Origin of the sequence: Mycobacterium sp., assembly GCF_002863225.1 — a bacterium.
In the GTDB taxonomy this organism is placed as follows: Bacteria; Actinomycetota; Actinomycetes; order Mycobacteriales; family Mycobacteriaceae; genus Mycobacterium.
Window position 1 is genome coordinate 84474 of the sequence record NZ_PKEK01000024.1, and the last position, 18722, is coordinate 103195.

The window sequence follows — 18722 nt, forward strand, 5'->3', positions numbered from 1 at the left end:
TTGACACCCTTTCGTCGGCGCTAGACGAGACGGTAAGCAGGCTGGCGAAAGATGTCAATACTTGCGGTACCGGATACTTCGGGTAACGCGTCAGGGGACCGCGCAATGCCAGGGGAATCCCTGTATCGCGGGCGGTTCGACATGGTTACCGTCATCAACCGGGGGTCGGGTACAAGGAGGACCTGCCGTGGCAATCCGGAGAAGTGTTCGGCTGGCCGCGGTGCTCGCTGTAGCTGCGGTGGCATCGGCGGGTCCGGTTTCGGCCGCGCCGCTGGAAGGCACCTACACCATGGTCAGTACCGGCCCGAACGCCCTGCGTCCAGTAGAGGTCACGCTGTCGTCATGCGGCGCAGGATGCACGCATTGGCAGGTCAGCGGCGCCAGCGGATCGCTGGACCTCCATCTGCAAGGCAACCGATGGGTCGGAGACGTCAACGAGTTCGGCGGTTCGGTGTCCTTCGACAAGGATTCGCTGCAGGGAGTCAATGACATGGGTGCGCCGTCGCCCGAACAGCAACATCTGGTCGTTCCCTTCTCGTTGACAAAGAGCGGGTGACTGCGGCCACAGTGTGCTCTTAGCAAACTCAAATCATGTTCGAAAACACATCCCTCCTGTGGATTCACTGTAGGTTGTCTGCCAGATTGCGGACGGCTCTCACAGGGGGTTGCTGGTGCGGCGCGGCGAATCCCACGCAGTGCACGAATTTCTCGCGCGCGCGTCCGCCGGACCTGCGAGAATTGTCGTCGAAGGCGAAGCCGGCATTGGCAAGACGACCTTCCTGATCGACGTTGCCGAAGCGGCCGCAGCTCGAGGTTTCCGGGTGCTGTCAACGGGCGGGGCGCTCACCGAAGCTCGATACGCCTATGCCGCGGTAGCCGACTTGCTGGACACGGTCGACCCGGCAGTCCTGTCTGACCTACCTCTGGTGCAGCGGACCGCGCTGGAACGGGTGCTACCGCTGGCTGGTGACGGGCCCCCCACCAACGAGCGGACCGTCGCCGCGGCGTTCTTGTCCGTGCTGCAGCATCACAGTTTCGACACCCCGGTCCTGGTGAGCATCGACGACGCGCAGTGGCTGGATGTCTCCAGTCAGGTGGTGTTCGGTTATGCGGCGCGCCGACTCACCGGCCGGATCGGGGTTGCGGCCAGTGTGCGACTCGGCCAGCCCCGGCACGGCGAAACGCCCTCCTGGCTGACGTTCGCTCGTCCCGACTCAACCGCGCGAATCAGGCTGCAGCCACTCGCGCTTGGTGGTCTGCACGCATTGGTTTCGCAGCGGCTGGGACACACCCTGCCGCGGCCGGTGATCACCCGCATTCACGAGATCTCCGGTGGCAACCCGTTTTTCGCGCTCGAGCTGGCCCGCTCGGTTGCCGAGGAGCCATCCCGCAGCCTGGTCGACCTTCCGGATTCGCTGGCCGTGTTGGTGCGCCAGCGAATCGGCCGGCCCGATGACGAGCTCAGTGCGGTGCTGTTAGCCGCCTCGTGCGCGACGACTCCGACGATCGAACGCGTCAGCCGCGCCGCCGATCTGACCGCCGACCGCGTGGTCGAAGTCGTCGAGTCGATCGGAGCCTCCGGAGTCGTCGAGTTGAACGGTAACGAGGTTCGGTTCTGCCACCCGTTGTTCGCCAGCGGCGTTTACACCGGGGCGACCCCGCCGCAGCGGCGAGCATGCATCGCCGGCTCGCGGACACCGTCGAAGAACCCGAACTGCGGGCGCGCCATCTGGCGCTGGCTGCCACCACCGGCGACCCGGCCACGCTGGAGGCTCTCGACCGCGCCGCCGAAGTCACTGCGGCGCAGGGCGCCCCGGCGGTGGCGGCGGAACTGATCGAGCTGGCGATCAAACTCGGCGGCGACACGCCCTTGCGGCGCATCCGCGCTGCGGAGCAACACTTCCGCTCTGGTGCGCTCGACCGGGCAGGCGCGCGCCTGCGATCGACGGTCGATCGACTGGAGCCGGGGAGCACGCTGCGCTGTGCAGGCCTGATGCTGCTCGCCGCGGTCACCGGGCTCGACGAGAGCATGGCCGCGGCCGTGGCGGCGCTGAACCAGGCGGTCGATGAAACCGATGATCCCGTTCTGCAGTTGCAGGGCCGACTAATTCTCACGCCCGCGACGGCTTTGATCGGGCAGATGGCAGATGCCGTCGACCACGCGCGCGTCGCGGTAGCCGAGGCGGAGCGGCTGGGCATCGATGGCCTGCTCAGCCAGGCCCTGGCGATGCGGGTGACGGTTTACTTCCTGCACGGTCTCGGGTTCGACCGGCCGGCGATGCAGCGAGCGCTGGAGTTGGAAACTCCGGGTGGCTGGGCGGGCGCCACCTTCCAGGCCACCGCGGTCGCGGCGGTAGCCGCTGCCTGGGACGGGGACCTGATGACCGCCCGCGAGCGGATGCACAAGGTGCAGCGTCAGTATCTGCACGAGGGCAACGAGGTCGACATTCTTTGGGTCGCGCACCACGCGACGATGATCGACCTGTGGCTGGGCCGCTACCGTGAGGCCGCCGCAACGGCCGACGACGCCGTACAGCGCGCCGAGCAATTGGGCGGTAAACACATGCTGACCACCGCGTGGACCTGTCAGGCCGCGGCGGCCGCCTACGCCGGCCGCGAGGATGAAACACGCAAAGCGGCGCGGGCCGCGATCGACGCGGCGCGGACCATCGGAACCGAGTTCCTGGTGGGTGCTGCCATTACGACGCTCGGATTCGTCGAGGTGTCCCTGGGCAATTACGCGGACGCGCTCGCGGAGCTGGGGCCGCTGCTTGCATCGTTCGACTCCGAGCACGGCACCGAGATCATGGTCGGCAGCTACCTACCCGACGCCATCGAGGCGTTGACCGCGCTCGGGCGTCTCGATGAGGCCGACCCGCTCGTCGCCGCCTTGGAGACCAACGGGGCTCAGCATGATCGGGCCTGGATGCTGGCGGCGGGTGCCCGCGGCCGGAGTCATGTGCTGGCGGCCCGGGGCGATCTCGACGCCGCCGAGGATGCCGCGCACGAAGCGGTACGCCACCATCAGCGATTGCCAATGCCTTTCGAGCTGGCGCGCACCCAGTTGCTGCTCGGCCAGCTGCAACGGCGCCGGCGTCGTAAGCAGGCGGCCGAGGCGACCTTGTGTGCTGCGCTCGAGACATTCGACCGGCTGGGCGCGCCGCTGTGGTCTCGGCGCACTCGGATCGAATTGGAACGGCTGAACGTGCCGGTCGCCGACAGCGATGGGCTGACCGCGGCCGAGCGCCGGGTCGCTGAGCTTGCGGCGTCCGGCATGTCGAACAAACAGATCGCCGCGGAGCTGTTCATCGCGCCCAAAACTGTGGAGATGAACCTCAGCAGCGTGTACCGGAAGCTCGGCATCCGGTCTCGCAGTGGCCTCGCCGGAGCGCTGAAACAGGGAATTCCCAGGGAAAGCCCTGATTATTTCCAGCCCTTGCCCGGGTACCGTCATACGCGTGTCCAGTACCGGCGCGACAGAACCCTGCTTCCTGGTGGAGTGGTATCAGCCCGACTTGGCGACGATGCCGTTCGACCGTGCCGTCGACCGGCTCAAGCAGGTGACCAGCGCGCTGCGGGTCCGGCTCCTGGGAGCATTGACCGCGCCCACCGACGAGACCTTCTACGGCGTACTTGCCGCAGACTCTGCCGAGGATGCAATCGAGGCTTGTCGTCAGGCCGGTTGGCACACCGATCGCGTCACCGCTGTGCGGCGCGCCCAGATCACCGCCTGATTCAACGGCGCGGCCGGATGCCAGGGAAATCCCTCTATCGAAGCGGTCACGCCACGCTTAGCGTCGGCACTCATGAAATCGAGAGCCAGCACGCTGTTCTTTGTGCTCACTGCGGCCGCACTGTTCGTTACGCCGGTTGCCGGCGCCGACGATCAGCAGGATTGTGATCAGCTGCCACCCGATCAGGTGCAGCAGTGCCAGCAGAAGAAGGCGGCCGGCATCGCCGACGACGTCCTTAACAACGCCAACCGCGGAAACGGCCAGCAACCTCAACAACCCGCCAACGGGCCGGACCGCAACAAGCCCCTGACCGGTGGGGCGTGGATGTACGTCAACGGCGTGCTGACCTGTGTCCCGAACGGCGCGGTCTTTCGCAACAACGAGCGCCTCGACTCTTACTTCCCACCGAGCGGTGACCCGCGCTGCTGATTGGGCGCCTCCGTCGAGAGCGTCAGCCCTGCCTGGCCATCGAAAAGACGACGTGCAGGTCAAAATCCGGGCAGTCCTCGGTGAGATTGGACGAGGCGTCATCGAGGGTGAGCGTGCAGGTCTGGCTTCCAACCTGAGCGGACCCGGACCAGATGTTGCCCTGTCGGTGCAAATCAGTGGCTTCCGGGGGCTTGACGACGTGGACACAGTCCGGGCCGCACGGCGAGAATTTCGCACCCTGATGTGCCCCGTTTTTGATGTGCTGGTCCCCTTGAATGACGGTCAGTTGGTATACGCCATCGGGTGCTTCTGCGCCGGCCGGCCCAGCGGCGGCAACGGCGCAGGCCATCACCGCGATCCCCCAAATCGTCAGTCGAGCGATCATCCGAACCCCTTTGCTTGTGCTGTGAGCCGACGCTAAGCCGACGAGAGGCCGCAGGGATACAGGGAAAACCCTGGACCGCGAGAGTGCCGGCGCTGGGTTGCCAGTCAACGCAAGGGTTTTCCCTGTATCGGTCGGACGCCCTCACCGCCTAGCCTCTCGTCCAGGCTTAGCTGAGATTCTCCGAAGAATTAGCGAAGGAAAACTCAGCCGACGGGGGACTGAAAGGCGTGTTATGGCTGTTCGGCGAGGTAACACGCGGATCTGGCAGTCGCGGGGGGCCGCGGCGCGGCGCCGTCGGGCGGTCGCTCTGGGTGCAAGCGCCGGTGCCTTTCTCACGTTCGGCCTGAGTCCGTTGACCGCTGTACCCGCCGCCCACGCGGACGTGCTGACCGACTGGATAGACCTGATCGTCGACCCGGTGGTGAACACCGCGGCGCCGGTTGAAGCGTTGGATATGTCGGCCTGGCTGGACCCGTCGACATGGAACCTGGACTGGGCCGGTACCGGCTGGGCGGATCTGTTCGGGGCCTCGGCGGCCGCGTCGCCCGAGACCGCAGCCGTGGATGACTGGTTCGGCCAGTTCATCTACGAGCCACTACACACCGGCGTCGAGGACTGGATCAACAGTCCCGAAGGGCTGCAGTTCGGCGAGTTCGTCAACACCTGGTCGGGTCAATTCCTGATCGGCGACGGCGTCGATGGCACCGCGCTGAGTCCCGATGGCGGGGACGGCGGTTTGTGGTTGGGTGACGGCGGAAACGGCTGGTTCGGCGGCGACGGAGGCGACGCCGGGTGGTTTCTCGGCGACGGCGGTGACGCCGGAGGCATTGCGCCGCAGTCTGAGTTGAGTCTTCTGGCGTTGGACGACGCCGCGCCAATCAATGGCACACCGGGTGCTGCCGGCGACGCGGCGTTCCTGTTCGGGAACGGCGGCAACGGCGCAGACGGCACCGACGGGCTGTACGGCGGCGACGGCGGTGTTGGAGGCGCTGGTGGCGCAGGCGGTTACTTCTACGGCAACGGCGGCAATGGCGGTGACGGCGGCTTGGGCGGTGAGGGCACGGAGCTGAACCCCGATGGTGGGAACGGCGGGGCCGGTGGAGCGGGTGGAGTCGGAAGCCTGTTCTTCGGCCGCGGCGGTGACGGCGGTAACGGCGGGGGTGGAGGCGCGGGCTTCACTTCGTTCGAAACTTCGGATGGCGCCAATGGTCTAGACGGTGGTGTCGGCGGCGATGGCGGCGCCGGCGGCGCCGGCGGAGACGGGGGCTTCCTCTTCGGTGCCGGCGGTAATGGCGGCAACGCCGGCATTGGTGGCGACGGTGGTGACGGGGCCAATGGCGGAGCGGGTGCCTTGGGCAGCTTCACAGACGGTGGCGACGGCAATGGCGGCAACGCCGGCGACGGCGGAACGGGCGGCGCCGGTGGCCACGGTGGCCTCGGCGGAAACGCGGGCAAGGGGTCGTTCGCCAGCGACGGCGCAACCGGCAACGGCGGGTTCGGCGGCCAAGGCGGCGATGCCGGAGCCGGTGGAACGGGCGGTTTGGGCGCGACGGGAACTTTCGATCATCCCGACGGTGGCGACGGCGGTGACGGCGGCGACCCAGGAACGTTTGGCGTCGGCGGTACCGGTGGTGCCGCTGGAACTGGCGGGATCGGTGGGGGATCCGCAGGGGGTGACGGTAGTGACGGCAGTGGGTCGACTGCGCTGGCCAACGGCGGCAACGGCGGCGCCGGCTTCCAGTCGACAGTCGCAGGAACATCAGGTGGCAATGGCGGAGATGGCGGTAACGGCGGCGCCTTCGGTAACGGCGGCGCGGGGGGTAGGGGAGCCAATGGCGTTGCCGGCATCAACGGCGGTTCCGGCGGGAACGGAGGCGACGGCGGGAGCGGCGGCCTCGGTGGCTCGACGTCAGGCAACGGTGGGGCCGGCGGTGCGGCCGGCAATGGAGCCAGCGGTGGCACAGGGGTTGCGAGTCACGTCGACGGCGGCGCCGGCGGACGCGGCGGGGAGGTAGGCGCGGGCGGGACGGCAGTCAACGGCGCGGCGGGTTCAACCCCGACCAGCGGTGGTAACGGCGGCAACGGCGGGAATGGCTTCACCTCGACCGCCGCGGGAGCCAATGGCGGAAACGGTGGATCAGGCGGCAACGGCGGCTCGGTCGGCAACGGCGGTTTTGGGGGACGCGGAGGCAACGGTGTCGCGGGCGCTGCCGGTACGACCGGCAGTGCAGCGACAACGCCAGGCGCGGCCGGCGGCAGCGGAACCGCTGGTCAGGCGGGCGGATCTGGAGGTAACGGCGGAGCCGGAGGGTCGGGCGGGTCCACGTCTGGCTATGCCGGAAGCGGCGGCTCGGGTGGCAACGGTGCAAACGGTGGTGCCGGTGGGTCCGGTGTCAACGGCGCGGCGGGTTCCGCGGGTTCTAATGGTGGCGCCGGCGGCAGCGGAGCAGACGGTGGCGCAGGCGGCGACGGCGGCAACGGCGGGGTTGGTGGCACCGCGGCGAATGGCAGTACGGGTTACACGGGATACGGCGGTAACGCCGGCAATGGTGGCGCCGGTGGGGGTGCAGGCAACGGCGCCGCGGGTGGTGCTGGTTCTGCAGCGAGTCCTAACGGTGGCGCCGGTGGTAACGGCGGCAATGTCGGCAACGGTGGTGCGGCCGGCAACGGCGGTACCGGTCTGTTCAACGGTTCGAATGGGACCGCGGGTTCGACGCCGACCAGCGGCGGCAACGGCGGTAACGGTGGTGCTGGTTACAACGCAACGACCGCGGGTGCCAACGGCGGCAACGGCGGGGCTGGCGGTAACGGCGGCAACATTGGCAACGGTGGCGTCGGCGGTCGGGGCGGTAACGGTTTCGCCGGCGCCGCAGGAACCAACGGAACGGCGGCTACTACGCCTGGGGCCGCCGGTGGTAGCGGCACTGCGGGTCAGGCAGGCGGATCCGGCGGGAACGGAGGTGCGGGCGGACTGGGCGGCTCGACTTCCGGCAACGGAGGCAACGGCGGCGCCGGTGGCACAGGTGCCGGTGGTGGCAATGGGGGTTCGGGTGTCAACGGCGCGGCGGGTTCAGTTGGCTCGACCGGTGGCGCCGGTGGCAGCGGTGCCAATGGTGGTGCTGGCGGTAACGGCGGTAACGGCGGGGCGGGCGGTACCGCAGCGAACGGCACTGCCGGTCAAACCGGCGCCGGTGGTGGTGGTGGCAGCGGCGGGACAGGCGGGAGTGCCGGTAATGGCGGTGCCGGCGGTAACGGCGACCTGAGTCATCCCAATGGAGGCGACGGAGGCCGGGGCGGCGACATCGGTACGGGTGGCACTGCAGGTAGTGGAGGTACCGGCTCCACTTCCGGTGCCGACGGCAGGGCCGGATTTACTTCGACCTCCGGTGGCAACGGCGGCAAGGGCGGTGACGGCTACGGGTATTACAGCAACAACGGGACTGGCGCGGCCGGCGACGGCGGCAAGGGCGGTGACAGCGGATCAGTGGGTAACGGCGGCAACGGCGGTAACGGCGGCCGGGGCAACTACTACGCAACCGACAACGATGGTGGCCGCGGAGGTGACGGTGGCGCGGGTGCAGTTCGTGGCGGCAACGGCGGCTACGGCGGTCAGGGGGCCAACGGCTCCAGTGATCACACCGGCGACGGTGACGGTGGCATGGGCGGTAACGGCGGTGACGGCGGATTGACCGGAGGCGCTGGAGGTACTGGTGGCCGTCCGGTCAGTTCAGCGGCACCGGCGGCGAGGGCGGACAAGGTGGGTCCGGCGGCGGCACACCTGGCGGCGCTGGTGGGGCCGGTGGTAACCCCAACGGCGGGTACGGCGCAGGCGGCGGCGGAGGCGGCGGCGGCAGTCATTTGGGTGGCAACGGGGGTGCCGGTGGAAGCGGCGGTGACGGTGGCAACTGGGGCAATGGTGGAAACGGTTCTTTCTACACCGGCGGATCCGGCGGTTCAGGCGGTACCGGAGGCACTGGATCTGTCGGCGACGGTGGCACTGGTGGAAATGGCGGCGACGGCGGCAACGGTGGTGTCGGTCCATCCGGCGGCGGAACAACCGGCGGTTCCGGTGGCTCCGGCGGCCTAGGAGGCAACGGCGGCACTGCACCCTCTCCAGCTGGCGACGGTGGCCCCGGCGGAAACGGCACGCCAGGCGGGCCGGGCGTCAACGGCAGCCCTGGCACACCAGGCACGCCGGGACAAAACCAGTGACGAAACCGCTGTGAGGGCGGCTACGCGAGTACCTTCACCCCATGCGAGCTTTCGTCATCCGGGCCGCGGTCACGGGATTCGCGCTGTGGGTGGTCACCAAGCTGGTCCACGGGCTGAGCTTCGTCGGCGGTGACAACCGCCTGCAGCGAATCGGCATCATCCTCGTGGTCGCGATGATTTTCGGGCTGGTAAACGCGTTCATCAAGCCCGTCGTGCAGATCCTGTCGATCCCGCTCTACATCCTCACGCTGGGACTGTTCCACATCGTCGTCAATGCGCTCATGCTCTGGATCACCGCGCGGATCACGGAGAACACGACCCACTGGGGCCTGTCTATCGATTACTTCTGGTGGACCGCGATCAAGGCCGCGATCGTCCTGTCGATCGTCAGCTGGGTGCTATCGCTGGTTGTCCGCACGTCGCGGCGCTGACCCGGCACACTGGACTCATGCCCGAACTGCCAGAAGTCGAGGCGCTGGCCGACTACCTGCGCCAGCATGCCGTCGGCAAGACCGTCGGCCGCGTCGACGTCGCCGCGCTGTCGGTGCTCAAGACCTTCGCCCCGCCGATCAACGCGCTGCACGGCCTCACCGTCACCGGCGCCGACCGGTGGGGCAAGTACCTGGGCGTCCGCGTCGGCGAACTGACCCTGATCACCCATTTATCCCGGGCCGGCTGGCTGCGTTGGTCGGAGAAGCTGTCGGCCACCCCGCTCAAACCCGGCAAGAATCCGATCGCGCTGCGCGTGCACCTGGGCCCACCGGGCGAGGCGCCCGGCTTCGACCTCACCGAGGCGGGTACGCAAAAGCGGCTCGCGGTGTGGCTGGTCGACGATCCCAAGACGGTCCCCGGCATTGCGTCGCTCGGCCCCGACGCGCTCACCCTGAATCTCGACGATTTGGCCAAGCTGCTGGCGAAGAACACCGGCCGGATCAAGTCCGTCATCACCGACCAGAAGGTCATCGCCGGCATCGGCAATGCCTACAGCGACGAAATTCTGCACGTCGCCAAGCTCTCACCGTTCGCCACGGCGGCCAAACTCAACGAGGCTCAACTCGCTGCCTTGCACGACGCGATGGTTTCCGTGCTCTCGGACGCTGTCTCGCGCTCGGTCGGTCAGCAAGCCGCAACGCTCAAGGGCGAGAAGCGGTCCGGCATGCGCGTCCACGCCCGCACTGGCCTGCCGTGCCCGGTGTGCGGCGACACCGTCCGCGAAGTTTCGTTTGCGGACAAGTCATTTCAGTACTGCCCGACGTGTCAGACCGGTGGCAAGGTGCTGGCCGACCGGCGGATGTCACGCCTGCTCAAATAGTCCAGAACAAGGGAAACCCCTGTATCCCTCTCGCCTTATCGCGCCTAGCGTCGGCGAAAAGCGTCGTCCGTACGCTTCCTGGAGGGTGATCGACATGAAAAAACACCTGGCTTGCCGCAAAGCAGCCGCGATGGCGGTAAGTGCTGCCGCGCTGCTGCTCTGGACGCCAACCGCCAGTGCGGACGACCCGCCGTCCCAGTGCGCTCCGAACGACCAACAGTGTCAGGATCAGGAGAAGGCCAAGCAGGCCGCAGGTCAGGCGCAGCAGGCTGCCGATCAAGCCAAGCAGGCGGCAGATCAGGCCAAGCAGGCAGCGGATCAGGCCAAGCAGGGTGCCGATCAAAACAAGCAGGGGCAGAAAGCCATCGATATGGCAGACAAGAACTGCTGGCTCATCAACGGTGTTCCGACGATGTGGACGCCCGAGTTGCACACCACGGTCGGAGAGACCGCCGAGCCGTGCTACTCCCACTTTGGCCTCACACCGCACTAGCCCGTCACGGCCGAGCTCCAGCTGCGCGAAAGCAAGGGAAATCCCTGTATCGCTGGCGACCCTGAGCTGCCTAGATTTGGGATCTCATCTGTCGCAGCAAAGGAGAACGCCATGTCTTCACGTGACAAACATCGCCGATACGTAGGGCCGAAGAAGGTCTTGATCGTCGCTGGCACTGCTGGACTCTTTGCCGCCGGACTCGTCGGCGCCGGACCCGCGGCGGCCGATCAAGCCCAGGACGACCAGTACTTCGCCGCGCTGCAGCAGATCTACCCGGGACGAGATCTCAACCCGTCCGCCAACATCGGCAATGCGCACAAGATCTGTAACCACCTAGGTGGTGGAGAAAGCTTCGACAGCGTGGTCAACGCCGTCCGCGAAGCGGATGACAACAAGGAATCCGTGGCGGCGGTGCAGCGGGAAGTGCACCTGGCCCAGTCGACCTACTGCCCGTAACCGGTGAGGTGCCCGCGGACCGGCCATCGTCGCGTCTGCTGAAATGGGCGCATGACTCGGCAGAAAATCCTCATCACCGGAGCCAGTTCGGGCCTGGGTGCCGGAATGGCCCGCGCCTTCGCCGCCAAAGGACGCGACCTTGCGCTCTGCGCCCGTCGCACCGATCGCCTGGACGAACTGAAAACAGAACTGGCGCAACGGTATCCAGACGTCAAGGTTGCTGTTGCGGCGCTTGACGTCAACGACCACGACCAGGTGCCGAAGGTCTTTGCGGAGCTGTCCGAAGCGCTCGGCGGAATCGACCGCGTGATCGTCAACGCCGGCATCGGCAAGGGTGCGAAGCTGGGGTCGGGCAAGCTGTGGGCCAACAAGGCGACCATCGAGACCAATTTGGTTGCCGCCCTAGTGCAGATCGAGACCGCGCTGGAGATTTTCAAGGCACAGGGGTCCGGGCATCTGGTGCTGATCTCCTCAGTGCTCGGGTCGAAGGGCGTGCCGGGCGTAAAGGCGGCCTACGCAGCAAGCAAAGCGGGGCTCAGCTCGCTGGGGCAGTCGCTGCGCGCCGAGTACGCCAAGGGCCCGATCGCCGTGTCGGTGATGGAACCGGGCTACATCGAGTCGGAGATGACGGCGAAATCGCAGAGCACGCTGCTGATGGTCGACAACGAAACCGGCGTCAAGGCACTGGTTGCCGCGATCGAACGGGAACCCGGCCGGGCCGCCATTCCGTGGTGGCCATGGGGTCCGCTGGTTGCTCTGCTCAAAGTGATGCCGCTGTCGTTGGCCAAGCGGTTCGCCTAGTCGGCCCGGCCACGCTCCGCCCGATAACGCCGGACCAGGGCGTCGGTCGAACTGTCGGACTGCGTTGGCGGAGAAGCGTCGTCGGTGAGGACCGGCAGCAGCTCTTTGGCTTGCGTCTTGCCCAGCTCGACGCCCCACTGGTCGAACGAATCGATCCCCCAGATCACGCCCTCGGTGAAGACCTGATGTTCGTAGAGCGCGATCAGCTGGCCCAGCACCGACGGGGTCAGCCGGGTTGCCAGGATGGACGTCGTCGGTCGATTCCCCGGCATCACCTTGTGCGGCACCACATCTGGGGCCGTGCCCTCGGCGGCGATCTCGTCGGCGGTCTTGCCGAATGCCAACACCTGCGTCTGGGCGAAGAAGTTGCTCATCAGCAGGTCGTGCATGCTGCCGGTGCCGTCGGAGGTGGGCAGGTCGTCGGTGGCCTGGCTGAAGCCGATAAAGTCGGCCGGGATCAGCCGGGTGCCCTGATGCAGCAGTTGGTAGAAGGCGTGCTGACCGTTGGTTCCCGGTTCACCCCAATAGATTTCGCCGGTGTCAGTGGTAACCGGAGTCCCGTCGGCCCGAGTCGACTTACCGTTGGACTCCATCGTCAGCTGTTGCAGATATGCGGCGAAGCGGGCCATGTCGTTGGAGTACGGCAACACCGCACGTGACTGCGCGCCGAAGAAATCGGAATACCACAGCCCGATCAGGCCGAGCAGCGCCGGCGCGTTGGCGTCCAGGGGCGCGGTCCGAAAGTGTTCGTCGACAAGATGAAAGCCGGACAGAAAGTCCGCGAACGCCTCGCGGCCGATCGCAGCCATCACCGACAGTCCGATCGCCGAGTCCACCGAGTAGCGTCCGCCGACCCAGTCCCAGAAGCCGAACATGTTGTCGGTGTCGATGCCGAATTCGTCGACCCGTTCCTTGTTTGTCGAGACGGCCACGAAGTGCTTTGCCACCGCGTCGTCACCGAGCGAATCGGTCAGCCAGCGGCGCGCTGCGGTGGCATTGGTCAGCGTCTCCAGCGTGGTGAACGTCTTGGAGGCGATGACGAAAAGCGTTGTGGCCGGGTCCAAGTCGGCCAACTTGGCGATCAGGTCGGCCGGGTCGACATTCGAGACGAACCGCGCCGAGATGCCGGCGTCGGCGTAATGCCGCAGCGCCTGATACGCCATGACCGGGCCGAGGTCTGAGCCGCCGATGCCGATGTTGACGACAGTGCTGATCCGTTTGCCGGTGGCGCCGGTCCACTCGCCGCTGCGCAGCCGGTCGGTGAAATCGCCCATCCGGTCCAGTACTTCGTGCACATCCTCGACGACGTTCTGCCCGTCCACGGTCAAGGTGGCATCGCGCGGCAGCCGCAACGCGGTGTGCAACACGGCGCGGTCTTCGGAAACGTTGATGTGCTCGCCGTTGAACATCGCGTCGCGGTGCCGTTCGAGTTCGGCGGTGCGCGCGAGATCAATCAACAACCGCAGAGTGTCGCGGTTGATCCGGTGCTTGCTGTAGTCGATGTAGAGATCACCGACGGTGACATTCAACTCGCGCCCGCGATCAGGGTCCTCGTCGAAGAACTCCCGCAGCTGTGTCTCGCCGATCTGCCGGTGATGCTGTTGCAGCGCCTTCCATGCCGGGGTCGCTGAGATGTCGGGAATCTGGTCAACCGCAGTCATCCCTCGACCCTAGTCAGGTCAATGGGGGCGTCGCCAAAGACAGAGTGAACGGGCGGCGAATCGGGGCGCCCGGCGGTCAGCCGTTACGAGTGATCGCGTACTGAACGGTTCCGTTCGCGCCGCACGCCTCGGTTGCCGAGGTGACGTCTGCGTTGATCGTCCGTGTACAGCCGACAGGATTCACGCCGCCGACCCACGACCCGGCCTGCAGGTGCAGATCTTCCTGGCCCCTGGCGTTCGGGGGGTTGATCTCCAGGTGGGTACAGTCCGCCCCGCACGGGGTCAGTGCCCACACCATCGTTTCACCGACGCTCGTGGGCACCATTCCGCTGGCACTGGTCACCGTGGCGGTGAAGTTACCGCTCGGCGGCGCTGCGGCGGCCGGGCCGGCCAACGCGAGTGCGGCACTGGACAAAGCCACCGCGGCCACGACGATTCTCGAAACAGGCATTCCCCACGTCCCTCCCGCGGCAAGCATTGTTGCTGTCGCTGTACCGCGCGATGCTAGGTGCCTTGGGCGAAATCGGATACAGGGATTTCCCTGGTATTCGCGGGGTCTTTTGCTGAATTGGCCGGATCAGTGACCGAGCCGGCCGCGACCCAGCCGCAGCAACAGCATGGCCAGGTCCTTGCCCTCGGGTCCGAGTTCGCTGTAGCGCGCGATCACCTGCATCTCGCGGCTGTGCACCAGCCGGGTGCCACCGGATGCCATCCGCGCCTTGCCGATCTCTCGGGACACCTCGGCCCGACGCTTGACCGCGGCCAGGATCTCGGCGTCGAGCCGGTCGATCTCCAGGCGCAGTTCGTCGATGTTGATCGGTTGTTCGGTTTCGATTGTCATTGCAGACTCCGGATTCTCGTGTGGGTTCTGCGGTGTCATCCGGTTTCGGGCCTCACACAAGAGACGAGCCCCGGATCCGGAAGCGGACCGCGGGGCTCTGGGAAGCAGCTAAACCACGGGCACCGCTGGCCGGTACCCGTAGAAAAATCGCCACTGCGCATTGAGCACAAAACGAGTGTGCCACTTGCGGGCGTTCGAGCGCAAAGGTGTCGCCCGCGAGCGGTAGGTTGGGGCAGTCATTACTCCGCCGACGACGATGCAGAGTGAAGCGATGAGGAGGAGCGGCGAAATCACCAGCGCGCGTGTAACCGAATCCGAAACCGAACAGCTGCTCGACGGTCTCAATCCGCAGCAGCGCCAGGCGGTGCTGCACGAGGGTTCGCCGCTGCTGATCGTCGCCGGCGCGGGTTCGGGAAAGACGGCCGTGCTGACCCGGCGCATCGCCTACCTGCTGGCGGCCCGCGATGTCTCGCCCGGTCAGGTGCTGGCGATCACCTTCACCAACAAGGCCGCGGCGGAAATGCGCGAGCGGGTGGCTACGCTCGTCGGTCCGCGGGCCCGCTCGATGTGGGTGTCGACGTTCCACTCGACCTGCGTGCGGATCCTGCGCAACCAGGCCTCGTTGATCCCCGGGCTGAACTCCAACTTCTCGATCTACGACGCCGACGACTCCCGCCGTCTGCTGCAGATGATCGGCAAGGACATGGGCCTCGACATCAAGCGGTACACGCCGCGGTTGATGGCCAACGCCATTTCCAACCTGAAGAACGAGCTGATCGACCCGCAGCAGGCGCTGGACAACCTGTCCGAGGACGACCTCTCCGACGATCTGGCCCGCACGGTTGCCGCTGTCTACGCCGAATACCAGCAGCGTCTGCGGGTGGCGAACGCGCTCGACTTCGACGATCTGATCGGCGAGACGGTCGCGGTGCTGCAGGCCTTCCCGCAGATCGCCGAGCACTATCGGCGGCGCTTCCGGCACATCCTGGTCGACGAGTACCAGGACACCAACCACGCCCAGTACATGTTGGTCCGCGAGCTGGTCGGTCCCGCGCTCGAACCGGGCGAGGACGGCGTGCCGCCCGGCGAGTTGTGCGTGGTCGGCGACGCCGACCAGTCGATCTACGCGTTCCGCGGCGCGACCATCCGCAACATCGAGGACTTCGAACGCGACTACCCGAACGCCACCACGATTCTGCTCGAGCAGAATTACCGCTCCACGCAGAACATCCTGTCGGCGGCGAACTCGGTGATCTCGCGCAACCCCGCTCGCCGGGACAAGCGGTTGTGGACCGACGAAGGTGAAGGCGAGCTGATCGTCGGCTACGTCGCCGACAACGAGCACGACGAGGCGCGGTTCATCGCCGAGGAAATCGATGCGCTGGCGTCGAGCAGCGACATCACCTACAACGACGTCGCCGTCTTCTACCGCACCAACAACTCGTCGCGGTCGTTGGAAGAGGTGTTCATCCGCGCCGGCATCCCGTACAAAGTCGTTGGGGGAGTGCGGTTTTACGAGCGCAGGGAGATTCGCGACATCGTCGCTTACCTGCGGGTGTTGGACAACCCGGGCGACGCGGTCAGCCTGCGGCGCATTCTGAACACGCCGCGGCGTGGCATCGGTGACCGCGCCGAGGCGTGCGTGGCGGTGTACGCCGAGAACACCGGGTCGAGCTTCGCCGACGCATTGGAAGCCGCCGCCGAGGGCAAGGTGCCGCTGCTGAATACGCGCTCCGCCAAGGCAATTGCGGGTTTCGTCGAGATGATGGACGAACTGCGCACCCGGCTGGCCTCGTCGGAGGGCGACCTGGGTGAGCTGGTCGAGGCGGTACTAGAGCGCACCGGATACCGCACCGAATTGGAGTCCTCGTCCGACCCGCAGGATCTGGCCCGACTGGACAACCTCAACGAACTCGTGAGCGTCGCACACGAATTCGCGATCGACCTGGCCAACGCCGCTGCTCTCGACGACAACGTCGACGACGAGGACGTGCCCGACACCGGAGTGCTCGCCCAGTTCCTGGAACGGGTGTCACTCGTGGCCGACACTGACGAAATCCCGGAGCAGACAGCCGGTTTGGTGACGCTGATGACGTTGCACACTGCCAAGGGGCTGGAGTTCCCGGTGGTGTTCGTCACCGGCTGGGAGGACGGGATGTTCCCGCACATGCGGGCGCTGGGCGATCCGGCCGAGCTTTCCGAGGAGCGCCGACTGGCCTATGTCGGCATCACCCGGGCGCGTCAGCGGCTGTTCGTCAGCCGGGCCAAGGTCCGGTCATCCTGGGGCCAGCCGATGCTCAATCCGGAATCGCGCTTCCTGCGCGAGATTCCGCAGGAGCTGATCGACTGGCGGCGCACCGACCCGACCCCGTCGTTCAGTGCGCCGGTCAGCGGAGCGGGCCGGTTCGGCACGCCACGCCCGTCGCCGAGCCGCAGCGGCGGAGGCAGCAAGCGTCCGCTGCTGGTGCTGGCGCCGGGCGACCGCGTCACCCACGACAAGTACGGACTGGGCCGGGTGGAAGAGGTGTCGGGCATCGGCGAGTCGGCGATGTCGCTGATCGACTTCGGCAGCTCGGGCCGGGTCAAGCTGATGCACAACCACGCCCCGGTGTCCAAGCTCTAGTCGGGCAATCAGGCTCTAGTTCTCGAGCAGCCAGTCGCGGGTGCGTGGCAGGAACGCCAGCACGGCGCTGCTGATCGGCAGAATCGGCAGCATGTGCACGATCCAGCCCACCCGGGCGTCCGCGATGAACACACCCAGATACGTCAGGATCGCGACGCCTGCCCCGGCCAAGATCAGATAGCGGCTCAGTGGCTGGCGCAGCAGCAGCAGGATCACCCCGGAGATCGTGGCCGAGGCGAAGACCAGCGCCAAGAAAGCCACCGCCACACAGAACAGCCGGTCCGAGCGCCACCAGCCGGCGATCAGATCCGTCGCCACCACCGAGGTGGCCCAGCCGCTGACAATGCTGACGGCTGCCGCGGCCACCGCCGTTGCCCGGCTCGGCGTTCCGAAAGGGGAGGGTGCGGGAGCGGGGGCGAACTGCTGCTGCGGCGGGAGTGCCGGCGGCCGGGGAATGTGAGTCGTGCGGGCGTCGTCGGCCTGCGGCAACGGACCGGTGGGCGCGCGCCGGATGATGCGTGTTTCCGGGTTACCGGGACGCGGGGACGAGCTGGGGTTGATCGGGCCGGTCACCGGTTCAACCGGCGAAAGTACCGACGGACAGCCCGCGCTTGGCCAGCCACGGCACCGGGTCGACCCGCTGGCTGCCGCCCAGCAGCACCTCGAAGTGCAGGTGCGGGCCGGTCGAGTTGCCGCGGTTGCCGACGGTGGCGATCTGGTCGCCGGCCATCACCCGCTCGCCGACGCTGACCATGGCGGTGTTGATGTGGCCGTAGAGCGTGACGGTGCCGTCGGCGTGACGCAGCTTCACCCACATGCCGTAGCCCGCGGTCGGGCCCGCGGCGATCACCACACCGTCGGAGACCGCGTGGATCGGGGTGCCGATCGAGTTGGCGATGTCGATGCCGGCGTGCAGGACGCCCCACCGGTAGCCGAAGTTAGAGGTGAAGACGCCCTTGACCGGCATGACGAACAGCGGCTGCTGCAGTCGGGCCTCGCGCTGCGCTCGCTCCTGGGCGAACGCGACGCCGTGGGCCAGTTCCGCGTTGTGCACGGCGACGTTGGCGGCCGGTTGCACGGTCACCATCTGCATACCGCCGTCGGACGTGCTGATCGGCCCGGTCGGAGCGGATTGAGCGGCCAGCACGGTCTGAGCTTTGGAATGTTGGGGCGCTTCGGTGGCAGAGTGCGCGGCTGCTGCGGCGGCACCGGCGGCCATGGCACCGATCAGAACCCGGCCTCGGGTCGCTCCGCTGAGCTGTTTGCGGTGCTGCCCACGACCGGTAAGCGACTCGGCATCTTCGCGGGCCCGGTTGATGCCACGCTCGAGGGCACCGAGTCGACGCTCGGTAGCAGTGGGGCCGAGCAGATCGAGGACCGTCAGGTTGTCCGTCTCGTCGAGGTCGTCCAACTCGGGCGCGCGCAGGACCTGCGCTTCTTTGCCGAAAGCGGTGTTGTCACTGAAGTCCGAATCGGCGAGCTTGCCGAATTCGTTGAACGGAATGATGTCGGTGACTTCGTTGCGGTGAAGGGTCGACCGGCGGTCGCGCGACGCCGAAAGTTCTCCTTGCACAGGAGACAAAGCCGGCATTTGCTGGGTCAACGTGATTTGTCCTTCGAGCCGTAACCATAACGTTATCTGGACTCTGAGACGGTAACCGCCGACCGCAAACCGTGGCAAGTTAAGCCCAAAATCGGGCTGGGAATGTGAGTTGAATCACTTCCCGCGGCTGGTGACGTCCGCCACATCCACCGATGCCGACGACAGGACCTGA

At 66.8% G+C, this 18722-nt stretch carries 17 protein-coding genes and 1 pseudogene; 12 read left to right on the top strand and 6 right to left on the bottom strand.

The annotated features are described in order from the left end of the window. Positions 1–187 precede the first annotated feature (187 nt). The 4 genes from CYU59_RS05475 (at position 188) to CYU59_RS05490 (ending at position 4163) form a co-directional block, all read left to right on the top strand. Complete coding sequence (locus CYU59_RS05475) at positions 188–556, top strand: hypothetical protein (RefSeq protein ID WP_292976736.1); 369 nt, start codon at positions 188–190, stop codon at positions 554–556. A gap of 115 nt (positions 557–671) precedes the next feature. Further along, positions 672–1835 (top strand): AAA family ATPase, encoded by a 1164-nt coding sequence (locus tag CYU59_RS05480; RefSeq protein ID WP_292976738.1) that lies wholly within the window; start codon positions 672–674, stop codon positions 1833–1835. A 1439-nt stretch (positions 1836–3274) separates the two neighbouring features. Continuing rightward, entirely contained in the window at positions 3275–3901 is a 627-nt protein-coding gene (locus CYU59_RS05485; protein WP_292976818.1) for a LuxR C-terminal-related transcriptional regulator, read from the top strand. After that, a complete protein-coding gene (locus CYU59_RS05490) occupies positions 3837–4163 on the top strand; it encodes a hypothetical protein (protein WP_292976740.1) in 327 nt (108 codons plus the stop codon). Before CYU59_RS05485 ends, CYU59_RS05490 begins: the two co-directional genes overlap by 65 nt. A 22-nt stretch (positions 4164–4185) precedes the next feature. Here CYU59_RS05490 and CYU59_RS05495 read toward each other — a convergent pair whose 3' ends face one another. Continuing rightward, positions 4186–4548: a hypothetical protein gene (locus CYU59_RS05495; RefSeq protein ID WP_292976742.1), complete on the bottom strand. Its 363-nt coding sequence runs from the start codon at positions 4546–4548 to the stop codon at positions 4186–4188. A gap of 232 nt (positions 4549–4780) precedes the next feature. On the opposite strand from CYU59_RS05495, the gene CYU59_RS05500 reads away from it, so the two are divergent. The 7 genes and pseudogenes from CYU59_RS05500 (at position 4781) to CYU59_RS05530 (ending at position 11822) form a co-directional block, all read left to right on the top strand. Continuing rightward, entirely contained in the window at positions 4781–8635 is a 3855-nt protein-coding gene (locus tag CYU59_RS05500) for a PE family protein (protein ID WP_292976744.1), read from the top strand. A 166-nt stretch (positions 8636–8801) separates the two neighbouring features. Continuing rightward, complete coding sequence (locus CYU59_RS05505) at positions 8802–9191, top strand: phage holin family protein (protein WP_292976746.1); 390 nt, start codon at positions 8802–8804, stop codon at positions 9189–9191. Between the two features lie 17 nt (positions 9192–9208). Beyond that, positions 9209–9451 (top strand): annotated as a pseudogene (locus tag CYU59_RS05510) (DNA-formamidopyrimidine glycosylase family protein); the annotation flags it as partial. Positions 9452–9613: 162 nt separating this feature from the next. After that, positions 9614–10072 carry a zinc finger domain-containing protein gene (locus tag CYU59_RS05515; protein ID WP_292976819.1) on the top strand — a complete coding sequence of 153 codons (459 nt, stop codon included), beginning with the start codon at positions 9614–9616 and terminating at the stop codon, positions 10070–10072. A gap of 85 nt (positions 10073–10157) precedes the next feature. After that, positions 10158–10565, top strand: coding sequence for a hypothetical protein (locus CYU59_RS05520; protein ID WP_292976748.1), 408 nt, complete (start codon positions 10158–10160; stop codon positions 10563–10565). A 111-nt stretch (positions 10566–10676) separates the two neighbouring features. After that, positions 10677–11021: a DUF732 domain-containing protein gene (locus CYU59_RS05525; RefSeq protein ID WP_292976750.1), complete on the top strand. Its 345-nt coding sequence runs from the start codon at positions 10677–10679 to the stop codon at positions 11019–11021. A gap of 51 nt (positions 11022–11072) precedes the next feature. Next, positions 11073–11822: an SDR family oxidoreductase gene (locus CYU59_RS05530; protein ID WP_292976752.1), complete on the top strand. Its 750-nt coding sequence runs from the start codon at positions 11073–11075 to the stop codon at positions 11820–11822. Here CYU59_RS05530 and pgi read toward each other — a convergent pair. From pgi to CYU59_RS05545, 3 genes are all read right to left on the bottom strand, one after another. Next, complete coding sequence (gene pgi / locus CYU59_RS05535) at positions 11819–13483, bottom strand: glucose-6-phosphate isomerase (protein WP_292976754.1); 1665 nt, start codon at positions 13481–13483, stop codon at positions 11819–11821. The genes CYU59_RS05530 and pgi overlap by 4 nt on opposite strands. A 76-nt stretch (positions 13484–13559) precedes the next feature. Then, entirely contained in the window at positions 13560–13934 is a 375-nt protein-coding gene (locus tag CYU59_RS05540) for a hypothetical protein (RefSeq protein WP_292976756.1), read from the bottom strand. 126 nt (positions 13935–14060) lie between these two features. Continuing rightward, the gene (locus tag CYU59_RS05545; protein ID WP_292976758.1) at positions 14061–14363 is read right to left on the bottom strand and encodes a chorismate mutase; all 303 of its coding nucleotides are present in this window, start codon (positions 14361–14363) and stop codon (positions 14061–14063) included. 232 nt (positions 14364–14595) lie between these two features. Here CYU59_RS05545 and pcrA point away from each other — a divergent pair, with 232 nt between their 5' ends. Then, positions 14596–16947: a DNA helicase PcrA gene (gene pcrA / locus CYU59_RS05550; RefSeq protein WP_292976760.1), complete on the top strand. Its 2352-nt coding sequence runs from the start codon at positions 14596–14598 to the stop codon at positions 16945–16947. Positions 16948–16962: 15 nt separating this feature from the next. On the opposite strand, the gene CYU59_RS05555 is transcribed toward pcrA, so the two are convergent. Beyond that, positions 16963–17520 (bottom strand): hypothetical protein, encoded by a 558-nt coding sequence (locus CYU59_RS05555; RefSeq protein ID WP_292976762.1) that lies wholly within the window; start codon positions 17518–17520, stop codon positions 16963–16965. A 4-nt stretch (positions 17521–17524) separates the two neighbouring features. Then, a complete protein-coding gene (locus CYU59_RS05560) occupies positions 17525–18550 on the bottom strand; it encodes a M23 family metallopeptidase (protein WP_292976764.1) in 1026 nt (341 codons plus the stop codon). Positions 18551–18722 lie beyond the last annotated feature (172 nt).